The 10,491-nt window shown below is 43.8% G+C and carries 9 protein-coding genes and 1 tRNA gene; 6 read left to right on the forward strand and 4 right to left on the reverse strand.

Annotated features, from left to right (window positions below; genetic code table 11):
- Positions 1–13: 13 nt before the first annotated feature.
- Both VIM72_RS22780 and VIM72_RS22785 read left to right on the forward strand, forming a co-directional pair.
- On the forward strand, positions 14–1,090 hold the full coding sequence (locus VIM72_RS22780) for a helix-turn-helix transcriptional regulator (RefSeq protein WP_332005122.1): 1,077 nt from the start codon (positions 14–16) through the stop codon (positions 1,088–1,090).
- A 275-nt stretch (positions 1,091–1,365) separates the two neighbouring features.
- Positions 1,366–3,738, forward strand: a complete 2,373-nt coding sequence (locus VIM72_RS22785) for a TonB-dependent receptor (protein ID WP_332005123.1) — start codon at positions 1,366–1,368, stop codon at positions 3,736–3,738.
- Positions 3,739–3,788: 50 nt separating this feature from the next.
- On the opposite strand, the gene VIM72_RS22790 is transcribed toward VIM72_RS22785, so the two are convergent.
- The 4 genes from VIM72_RS22790 to VIM72_RS22805 all read right to left on the reverse strand — a co-directional run bounded on the left by VIM72_RS22790 (position 3,789) and on the right by VIM72_RS22805 (position 5,993).
- Complete coding sequence (locus VIM72_RS22790; RefSeq protein ID WP_332005124.1) at positions 3,789–4,154, reverse strand: rhodanese-like domain-containing protein; 366 nt, start codon at positions 4,152–4,154, stop codon at positions 3,789–3,791.
- A gap of 36 nt (positions 4,155–4,190) precedes the next feature.
- Complete coding sequence (locus VIM72_RS22795) at positions 4,191–4,649, reverse strand: hypothetical protein (protein WP_332005125.1); 459 nt, start codon at positions 4,647–4,649, stop codon at positions 4,191–4,193.
- Positions 4,650–4,838: 189 nt separating this feature from the next.
- Positions 4,839–5,426, reverse strand: coding sequence for a TetR/AcrR family transcriptional regulator (locus VIM72_RS22800; RefSeq protein ID WP_332005126.1), 588 nt, complete (start codon positions 5,424–5,426; stop codon positions 4,839–4,841).
- Positions 5,427–5,522: 96 nt separating this feature from the next.
- Positions 5,523–5,993 (reverse strand): hypothetical protein, encoded by a 471-nt coding sequence (locus VIM72_RS22805; protein ID WP_332005127.1) that lies wholly within the window; start codon positions 5,991–5,993, stop codon positions 5,523–5,525.
- 340 nt (positions 5,994–6,333) lie between these two features.
- Here VIM72_RS22805 and bla point away from each other — a divergent pair, with 340 nt between their 5' ends.
- From bla to ilvD, 4 genes are all read left to right on the forward strand, one after another.
- The gene (gene bla / locus VIM72_RS22810; RefSeq protein WP_332005128.1) at positions 6,334–7,095 is read left to right on the forward strand and encodes a subclass B1 metallo-beta-lactamase; all 762 of its coding nucleotides are present in this window, start codon (positions 6,334–6,336) and stop codon (positions 7,093–7,095) included.
- A 241-nt stretch (positions 7,096–7,336) separates the two neighbouring features.
- Positions 7,337–7,421 (forward strand) — tRNA-Ser (locus tag VIM72_RS22815).
- Positions 7,422–7,864: 443 nt separating this feature from the next.
- The gene (locus VIM72_RS22820) at positions 7,865–8,422 is read left to right on the forward strand and encodes a Crp/Fnr family transcriptional regulator (RefSeq protein ID WP_332005129.1); all 558 of its coding nucleotides are present in this window, start codon (positions 7,865–7,867) and stop codon (positions 8,420–8,422) included.
- 22 nt (positions 8,423–8,444) lie between these two features.
- Entirely contained in the window at positions 8,445–10,133 is a 1,689-nt protein-coding gene (ilvD, locus tag VIM72_RS22825) for a dihydroxy-acid dehydratase (protein WP_332005130.1), read from the forward strand.
- The last annotated feature ends 358 nt before the right edge of the window (positions 10,134–10,491 follow it).

A 10,491-nucleotide genomic window follows, 5' to 3' on the forward strand; every position in this document is an offset into this window, starting at 1 on the left:
CGCTGATAAAATTATGACGGCGTGGTTCTTCTTTGCGGTGCTGCACCTGGTATATATCAGCTGGTATGCACAGGAAGGATACTTTGAAAAACCACAGCTGATAGGATGGGAAATGCCGCTTCCGCTTTTGCATGGCCCATTTTTATATCTCTATATTTCCAGTCTTACCAATCAAAAGAGCCGTTTTCCGGGTATATTACATTTCCTTCCTTTTCTCCTGGCCTATCTTGTACTCGCTCCAGTATTACTTTCAATGCCGGCGCAGGACTGGCTCAATGAGGTAAAAGCACAGCAGTTCCGTCCTTTTTTCAACGGGTTTCTTGTGGTCATCATCATTTCCGGTATAACCTATGTTATCCTGTCGCTGATATTGCTGCACCGGCACAGGAAAAATATTGCCGACCAGTTTTCCAGTACGGATAAAATAACCCTGAATTGGTTACGCTACCTTATTGCGGGGATAGGCGTGATATGGGGCGTGGTGATCTTTTACCGGACGCCTCAAACGCTTTATATTTCCGTGGCGTTGTTCATGTTTTTCATTGGCTACTTTGGTATCAAGCAGGTAGGCATTTTTTGCGATCCGCCGCTTATAGCGCCACTTCCTACAGTCGTTCCTGCTGATGCTCTTCCCACAGTGGAAGCAGCCAGTGAAACCGGCGCCGGTAAAATGAAGTATGAAAGAACGGGGGTAACCGAAGAAGAAGTTGGCAAAATACATGAAGCGCTGATCAACCTTATGCAGGGAAAACAGCTGTATAAAGAACCGGAGCTAACCCTGGGCGACCTGGCAAAGGAGCTGCAGGTTCATCCCAGCATTTTGTCGCAGGTTATCAATTCACAGGAGCAGATGAGTTTTTACGATTATATCAATACTCAGCGGGTAGCAGCTTTCAAACAGATTTTACAACAACCGGAAAGCAGGCAGTTCACCTTGTTATCGCTGGCTTTTGAATGCGGGTTTAACTCCAAATCGAGTTTTAACCGGAATTTCAGGAAGATGATGCAATGCTCCCCTACCGATTACCTGAAATTAAATAATATCTATATAGCCAACGCAGATACGAATGAAAGCCCTGCTGCTCACTAGTTTTTAAATTCGCTGCTCCTTTTCCCAATCTTATGTCGTATCGTGCATATTTACATGGAATCTTTTAAAAAAACGCAGGGCGTAAAGATGGTAATTAGTTGCCGGATGCTGATAACGATATTGTATCAATGTATCCGGGTTTCATCTCAATCTCCAACGCTTTTCCAAAGCGGGATCTGGCAATATTTCCCGATTGCGTAAATGAATTTCCGGATCGTGAAAACCAGCAGTAGCCGGGCCTCATAACTTTGGGCCCCATAATCCAACCACGAAATATGCACAAACATTTACTATTGCTATTATACATCCTGCTGCAGGGATCATGGCTCTATGCTCAGGATAAAGCAAACATAACAGGACAGGTAACAACCTCTGATGGCCAGCCTGCCCCGGCTGTAACTGTAGTATTGAAAAACAGCCACCACAGCGCTACCACCAATGAAGCTGGCAGTTTTATTTTCCGCAATATGGAAGCAGGCCGCTATGAACTGGAAATTTCCCTGTCAGGATATCAGCCGGTAACCCGGGAAGTAACAGTGGAAAAAGGACAACGGGCGCATGTTGCTATTATGCTCAGTATACCTGTAAAAGCCTTGCAATCTGTTACCATCACCGCCAATAAGCACCGGTTTACACGGGTTAGCAGTGAATACGCAGCAAAGATGCCATTGAAGAACATAGAAAACCCGCAGGTATATACGGCAGTTACCAAAGAATTATTACAGGAACAGGTGGTGGTAAGCTATGCAGATGCTATCAAAAATGTACCAGGCGTAGTAATGCAGCTGGAAAATAACAGTGCAGGCGGCACCGTTACCTCCAGGGGATTCTCCACACAGTCGTTCCTCCGCAACGGTGTACCGGGCAATATTGGTAGCGGCACTATTGATCCTTCCAACATTGAAATCCTGGAAGCCATCAAAGGGCCATCCGGCACATTGTACGGCAGCAGCTTTGTTTCCTTTGGCGGATTATTTAACCGGGTTACCAAAAAACCGTTCGATTATTTCAAAGGCGAAGTAGAGTACACTGCCGGCAGCTATGGCCTCAGCCGCTTTACTGCAGACGTAAACACCCCGCTGAATAAAGAAAAAACTTTACTGTTGCGCGTAAATGCGGCCAAACACAATGAAGGCAGTTTCCAGGATGCAGGCTTTAAGAATTATGTTTTCCTGGCGCCTGTGCTCACCTATAAAATGGATGATAAAACCATGCTGACTGTAGATGCAGAATACCGCAATGAAAAAGGTAACAGCTTTTACCGCATGTTCGCTGACGGTTCCTATGCCAGTGGTGTACACAGTCCGAAGGACCTGCAGCTGGACTTCCGCAAACGCTTCAGCGGCGATGATATTACCACTACCAACACAGCCGCCAATCTTTATCTTACGCTGGACAGGCAGCTTTCCAGCCAGTGGACCAGTCGTACCAATTTCACGTACCTCAGCTCCACCGCTAATGGGTTAAGCGGGTACCTGAGCATGAAACCCGGTAACGATTCATTGATCCGTTATATGAGCCACACGGAATACGGCAATGCCAATGCTATTGATTTCCAGCAGAATTTTAACGGCGATTTTAATATTGGCCGTATGCGTAACCGTTTGGTAGCCGGTATTGACATTTACAGCGTAACCACCAGGTCCAGCGGCTCTCCTTCGATTGCATTTGATGTGATCAGCGCCGCCAAACCCGGCGCCGCATATACTCAACTTACACGGCTGGCATTGCTGGATCGCCTTAAAGGATTCACCTATACTAAATCAGCTGCCACGCAAAACATTTACAGTGTTTATGTGCAGGATGTGCTGAACATCACGGATCGTTTCCTGGCGATGGCTTCTGTGCGCATAGACCGGTTCGATAACCGCGGCACACAAAATATTACCCGCGACACAACCACCGGCCGATATGCCCAAACAGCAATATCGCCGAAGTTCGGGCTGGTGTACCAGGTTATAAAGGATCAGCTTTCCCTGTTTGCCAACTATATGAATGGATTTCAGAACATTGCACCGGTACAGCAACCCGATGGCACTTTCAGCAGCTTCAAACCCAGCCAGGCGAATCAGTGGGAAGGCGGTATCAAGGCCGCCATGCTGGATGGTAATCTGAACGGGAGTATCAGCTATTATCGTATTGATGTAAGCAATATTACACGTATGGATGTTCCCGAACGCCCTACCTATACCGTACAGAACGGCGCCCAATACAGCAGGGGTATAGAGGCTGAAATAACGGCTACCCCGCTGAAAGGTTTTAACATTGTAGCCGGCTATGCGTATAACGACAGCAAGATAGAAAAGAGCAATCCTGCAATAGATGGATTCCGCCCTATCAGTGCGGGTCCTGCGCATACCCTGAATACATGGCTCAGTTACCGCCTGCATAGTGGCCCATTAAAAGGAATTGGCCTTGGCTTTGGAGGCAATTATGCGTCAGACAATAAAGTGATCCTGAGCACCACAAGTGAATATGCGTTGCCGGCATATACTGTATTGAATGCAGCTCTCTCCTACGACAAGCCACGGTTTGCGGTGGCTTTCAAAGTTAATAATATCAGCAACCAGGATTATTGGGTGGGATGGAGTACCACCATCCCGCAAATGCCCCGTAATTTCAGCGGCAGTGTTGCGTTGAAGTTTTAGTCTATCGCTAATCATAAAAAAGACGTCTCATGCAATAATGAGGCGCCTTTTTACTTTAATGAGGTAGACAGCGTCTTCTGCAAATCGCTCCAGGCGCCGCCGTTATACACATGCTTAAAGCCTCTCTCCTTCAGAATACTCTCTGCTTTCACACTTCTAAGCCCATGCGAGCACACGGTGATGTAGGTTTTCGAGGAATCGAGCTCCACATATCTTTCGCGGATAGTTCCCAAAGAAATGTTTATGGATCCTTTGATATGTTCCATTTCAAATTCCTGTGGCGTTCTTACATCCAGGATAACAGCGCCTTCTTTAACCAGCTTGCCAAGACCTTTATCCAGTGTGCAATACCTGTATACCCGGTAGCCAATGTAGAGGACAAGCAATATGCTTCCTGCTATGATTAAATTTCTCATGTTCTTTCTATATTTTTTTAACAGGCTAAAGGCCGCTTATCTGAAGTATGGCCTGTTGGCAAAAGGTGAAAACGGCCAGGGAATAGCGATAAAAATAATGATCAGTGCAATGGCGTACCACACTAACATGGTACTGAATTTCTCTTTATCCGTTGACTTGCGTTTTGCCAGTGCTGAACCAATGGTAATAAGCACAATAGAGAAAAGCATCAGTGTACTATGGATCATTCCAAAGAATAACAGGTCAAAAGATTTTGCTGCGGTACTGAAGTGATGCAAAAAATACCTGATAACAGGACTATGAAAGTAGAACGTAATACCAATAAGCAGCTGTATATGTGCAATAGTGGCTGTCCAGTGGCGGACCAGGTTATCTGTTTTCGAAAACGTTGCGCCGGTGAAATATCCTTTACCGGCCCTGTATACCGCATAAACCAGGCTTATAAGCACCAGCCAACGGAACAGGGAATGCAGGAATGTAAGTGACTGATACATCTTATTTGTTGGCTTTACTGATTTTTATAAGCACTCCCGGCCATTCATGTGGTTCCCCGGGATGAATATTTGTATCCATGCCATTGAATTTTTATCAATATGCGGCAAAGATAAATGAAAAACATACTAACTAGTATGTTTTTGAATAAAAAATATTATGCTGGTTAAACGGGGTGTTTAAGGGGTTGTTTATTTTAATGTTTTGAGATAAGACTGTAATTGTTTCAGGTAGATGAGATAGATAGCTTTGCTGTTTTCGAGCTTGCCGAGGTTCCGTATTCCCCAGTATCCCGACATAATAAAAACGGCTACTTCTTTGCCATTCACTGTGCTTTTTACCAGCTTTCTCTTTTTGCCATTTTCGATGGTATGGATAATAGCCTGTTCCCATTGGGTGGTGAGATCATTGAGGGCCTTGCTGAAATCCTTATTCCAGGCCATCTCCTGGGTAAAGTTGGATGCAGGGCAGCCGTATTCCACTTTCAGGAATTCGTTTTCCATCAGGATGCTATGCATCATGGTGTAAATGCTGCTTAACGGATCTCCTTCCTGTTGAAGGGGGGTAATAAAAGTATTCCGGAAACTAGGCTTCAGTAGCTCATTGATGATAGCTACGCCCATTTCATCTTTATTTTTGAAATGATGATAGAAGGCGCCCTTAGTAACCTGTGTGGTCGCTAAAATTTCATCAATGCTTGTTGTCTGGTAGCCTTTAACATATATCAGCTCAAAAGCCTTTTGCAGGATATTTAGCCTGGTAGCTGCTGCCTTCTTCATATCAATTACCGGATAATGTGTTCAGCAAAAGAACAACATTATTCATTTTCCGGCAACTCCATCTGTAAATTCAGGCTATAATGACTGTGAGGTTCTTTATCTCCGCTTTATATCCTGCCCTTTCCTGGTATAGAGCACTATAGCCGGGCACGGAGGATGCAGGTCCTGGAAAACTTTGGCATAGGCAAAGTCAGACAGCGGTCGGTTGGCAACATACCAATAGCTTACTTCCACCTCATCTATAAAGTATTGTATACCACCGGAACAGGAAAGCAAACTATTGGAGCCCCATCCCCGGGGAAGCTCTTTATTCAGAAAGTCTAACACAAAATATTCCCTCCCGGGATTTATCGGATCTCTGAGATCAAAGGTGTAATGTTCAATAGGCTTAAACTCGTCTTTAACAACATATTGCTTATTTAACGCAAGGTGCCTGTCTTGCCAGCGTGCCTTTACAGTTACCTCCTTTAGTTTCCTGGTTTTGCGAACAGTATCGGAAGGATGCTCCTGCGCCATTGCTGCAAAGGTTAACAAGCATAAACCAAGCATAAATATTACACGTGTCATTATATACAACCCATTTTTAATATTAAATTCATCAAGGCGTTCTTATATAAGTACACATAGTAGCAGGATAAAGTACGGGTTCTTTTCAGAAAAAAGTGGCTGACGATCAGGATCGTTACCTGAAACATTTTCATTGTGATATTTTAAGAATCAAAAATTGCTTGGCCCGGCATACGGGGCTTTACAGGAACAATCAATCAGGAGCTATACTATTGATACAGGGATATAATTATTGTCGCCGTATTTTGCATTGTCTTTTTACCTAACTTAGCCGGTAACGTAGGCCCGCTGGTTAACCCGGGTTTCACCAGTACTTTTCTTCAGTATCAGCAATAATAACATGAAAGTCATCATAAGAACATCATTAATACTTCTATTCTCCTTAGTTCTTTTCAATTGCAAGGCTCAAAAAAATGGCCGGTTCAAACCCAAAGTGGTTTATAAATCTGACGACCTGGTTATAACCCAGATCTCCAAAAATTCTTTTGAGCATATTTCCTATTTACAGACCCAGGACTTTGGAAACGTTCCCTGTAACGGCCTGATCGTAAGCAATAGCAATGAAGCGATTATTTTTGATACCCCAACAAACGACAAAAGCTCAGAAGAGCTTATAAGATGGCTGAGAGATACACTTCATTATAAAATAAATGCAGTTATTCCAACGCATTTCCATGACGATTGTTTAGGTGGATTAAAAGCATTTCAGAAGTATAATATTCCTTCCTATGCTTATTTTAAAACAATAGCATTTGCGAGAGATCATAATTTTGCTATTCCCCAAAATAGTTTCAATGATTCCTTAATTCTCAAAGTAGGTAATGAAACTATTATTGCGAAGTTTTTTGGAGAAGGTCATACAAGAGATAATGTAGTAGGTTATTTTCCAGGTGAACATATAATGTTTGGAGGTTGCTTAATAAAAGAGCTGCAAGCAAATAAAGGTTATTTGGGAGATGCAAATGTAGATGCCTGGTCTGATACGGTCGAAAAAGTTAAACAGGAATTTCCAGACGTAAAAATTGTTATTCCTGGTCACGGAGAATACGGGAACAAAAAACTACTTGATTATACAATAAACCTATTTAAAACCAGAAAGTAGGTTTTTATTACCCATTTTCAGTATAAAATCTATAAACTGAAGCCTGCTGCCGGTCGGCAGGCTTTGATCTTCCCCGGCAGCACCCCACTCCGGGGCTGGCAAAGCCCTACCTTCAATGGATATACGTAAACGGTAATGGCAGCCGGATAGCCCCAGGGGATTGCTTATTAACGAAATTTTTCTATAAAAAAAAGTAAAACAAATTTTTTTAGAATCAATTCGTTTTATACTTTCGCGGCATGGAGAGTTGGCAGAGCGGTCGATTGCGGCAGTCTTGAAAACTGTTGACTGTAACAGGTCCCGGGGTTCGAATCCCTGACTCTCCGCAGAAACAATAAAACCCGCTATAATAGCGGGTTTTATTGTTTCTGCTTATTTTATAAAACGATATAGATCAAGCTGGTAAAGATCTTAACGGGCGAACTATACCAATATGCTCCTGTTATTTTACTTAAATTTACATTCCAGTCTATTCAATGTCGGCTATTATCTCCTGGCCGGCAGGTCAATATCGCAAAAAACAGCGCGTTACTGTCACAGCCATTAGTTCATCATGCGGAAGCCTATTTGCCCTCGTGCAGAAGCATTGATTAATCTTTAAAGTGCCTACAGTTATTTCTTAACATAATTGTGCTTTTTACACTACAGGTAGTTATAAAGAGACACCCTGAGATGGTTGTTGAAGGAGTGCAATGGGCAACCGATTTTGATGAAGGTCAATCTTTTTCAAAAGATTTTCCCCCATCTTTGTTTTTTCAATTGCAGACTAATGACGGCCGACCTCACAGATCTCATCCGGAAAAATACGTCTCTCAGTGAAGAACAGATCGCTGATGCACTCTCCTATTTTAAATCGGTTACCGCAAAGAAGAATGAGCTGCTACTGGAAGAGGGCATGGTGGCAGATAAACTGTTTTTTATTGCAAAAGGCTGCCTTCGGCTCTCTTATGGAAATGAATCTACCAGATTCATGGCTTTCGAAAATACCTTCCTGACCTCTATTGTCAGCTTTATTTCCAGAAAGCCGGCATCAGAGTTCATACAGGCTGTAGAGACCTCAGAACTGCTCGTGATTACGCACCGTGACTTCTTCAAACTGAGAGAAATTATACCGGGATGGGATAAGATTTATATCTACATCCTCGAATATGGCCTGACTGTCATCAACTCAAAACTCAGTAGTCTGCTTACACAAAATGCTACGGAACGGTATCGAAGCCTGCTTCAAAACAATCCGGAACTTATTCAGCGTTTGTCTAATGCTAATCTTGCCGCCTACCTTAATATATCGCCGGAGACGCTTAGCAGACTGAAATCAAATATGTAATTCTAAAACAACTATGCCCATCATGAGAAGTGACGAAGTAAAAAAAGGGTATCACAGGACGCCACATAGATCATTATTCAGAGCGACCGGATTAGAAGATACAGATTTCAATAAGCCCTTCATTGGCGTTGCTAATTCATTTATCGAAATCATTCCGGGACACTTTTTCCTGAATAAAGTAGCGGAAATCATTAAGGATGAAATCCGGGCAAATGACTGTGTTCCTTTCGAATTCAATACTATCGGTATTGACGATGGCATTGCAATGGGCCATGATGGAATGCTGTTTTCTTTACCCAGCAGAGAACTGATTGCGAGCTCTGTAGAGAGTGTGATGAATGCTCATAAGCTGGATGCCATGATCGCTATTCCTAATTGTGATAAGATTGTACCCGGTATGATCATGGGAGCGCTCAGGGTGGATGTACCTACCATCTTTGTTAGTGGTGGGCCTATGGCAAAAGGATACACGAAAGATGGCGTCCCAATTGATTTGGCTACAGCCTTTGAAGCAGTAGGCAAGCACGAAGCAGGAATGATAAGCGACGAAGAACTCAGAGATATTGAGTGTAATGCCTGTCCGAGTGGAGGTAGTTGCTCAGGTATGTTCACAGCAAATTCTATGAATACGCTGATGGAAGCGATGGGTATTGCCCTGCCAGGGAACGGAACAATTCTGGCACAGACGCAGGAAAGGGAAGCGCTATATAGACAAGCTGCCAAAAGGATCTGTGATATCGTGAAGGATGATGTGGCCAGGGAGCGATTTAAATTAAAGAACATTCTTAATGAGAATGCTGTGCGGAATGCATTTGCGGTAGATATGGCAATGGGAGGAAGTACCAATACAGTGCTGCATATGCTGGCCATTGCCCAGGAGGCGGATGTGAATTTCCATTTGAAAGACATTAATGAGATCTCCAGGAATGTGTCTCATATTGCAAAGATCTCCCCTAGTCTGCTGACGGTACATATGGAGGATATCAATAAGGCTGGAGGTGTGAATGCGGTAATGAAGGAGATGACTAAGCGGGGAAATGGCGTACTAATTGATAACCTGACGATTAGTGGAGAAACGCTTTTTGAAAAGATCCGGGACGCAGAGATCAAGGACGATAAGATTATCCATAGGATAGATAATCCTTATAGCCAGGTAGGTGGATTGGCGATCTTGTATGGAAATCTGGCGGAACAGGGAGCAGTGATCAAGACAGCAGGGATCACAGGCTCCCGGGTGTTTACCGGCAAAGCAGTATGCTTTGACGGACAACCAGCGGCGATAGAAGGGATTTTGATGGGGAAAGTGAAGGCTGGCGATGTGGTGGTGATCAGGTACGAAGGGCCAAAGGGCGGACCGGGAATGCAGGAGATGCTGACACCGACGAGTTTGATAATGGGGATGGGATTGGGTAGTTCTGTGGCATTGATTACGGACGGCAGGTTTAGCGGGGCCACGAGAGGCGTATCTATTGGACATGTATCGCCAGAGGCGGCAGAAGGGGGAATGATAGGGATGCTGAAGGATGGAGATGAGATCCATATCGATGTGCACAATTACATTTTAGAGGTGAATTTGGAGGAAGAGGAGATTAAAAAGAGGAAAGCTGCGTTTGTGCCGGTAAAAAAAAATCTGAAGTCAAGATGGCTCGGCCAATATAGGGCTTTGGTGACAAATGCCAGTAGTGGTGCGGTTTTAAAGAGTGACTTATAGTGTGATCTAATGTGATTGATCGTTTGCCGGGATGCAATTTTGAAAAAGAATTATCCCTGACTCTCTGCAAAATTTAAAGAAGCCTTTGGTTATTGACCAGAGGCTTTTGTTTGGGTATTACAGTAGTCTTTTCACAAACGAATCTGACCGCAACAGATCACAGGCCCCTTTCTCCACGGCCAGTTACCCGGACCTGACCTAAAAGGTAAAGCGATGCAAGCTCCTTGTTCAGAGTCACATTTTTACAGGGCTTTTCCGTAAATTTAAATATGAACATATTCTTTGAAGGACCAGTATTATGGTCGCAGATAGACGCCAATATGCACCTGCGTCACTCGGCTTATGCCGACTTTGCCGC

It is taken from the genome of Chitinophaga sp., from assembly GCF_036569185.1.
Taxonomy (GTDB): domain Bacteria; phylum Bacteroidota; class Bacteroidia; order Chitinophagales; family Chitinophagaceae; genus Chitinophaga.

Bases quoted from the DNA above. Each gene is read 5' to 3' on its own strand.
- VIM72_RS22790 (WP_332005124.1), bottom strand. From the start codon at position 4,154: ATGAGAAATTTAATCATAGCAGGAAGCATATTGCTTGTCCTCTACATT.
- VIM72_RS22795 (WP_332005125.1), bottom strand. From the start codon at position 4,649: ATGTATCAGTCACTTACATTCCTGCATTCCCTGTTCCGTTGGCTGGTG.
- VIM72_RS22800 (WP_332005126.1), bottom strand. From the start codon at position 5,426: ATGAAGAAGGCAGCAGCTACCAGGCTAAATATCCTGCAAAAGGCTTTT.
- VIM72_RS22805 (WP_332005127.1), bottom strand. From the start codon at position 5,993: ATGACACGTGTAATATTTATGCTTGGTTTATGCTTGTTAACCTTTGCA.
- ilvD (WP_332005130.1), top strand. From the start codon at position 8,445: ATGAGAAGTGACGAAGTAAAAAAAGGGTATCACAGGACGCCACATAGA.
- VIM72_RS22820 (WP_332005129.1), top strand. From the start codon at position 7,865: ATGACGGCCGACCTCACAGATCTCATCCGGAAAAATACGTCTCTCAGT.
- VIM72_RS22780 (WP_332005122.1), top strand. From the start codon at position 14: ATGACGGCGTGGTTCTTCTTTGCGGTGCTGCACCTGGTATATATCAGC.
- VIM72_RS22785 (WP_332005123.1), top strand. From the start codon at position 1,366: ATGCACAAACATTTACTATTGCTATTATACATCCTGCTGCAGGGATCA.
- bla (WP_332005128.1), top strand. From the start codon at position 6,334: ATGAAAGTCATCATAAGAACATCATTAATACTTCTATTCTCCTTAGTT.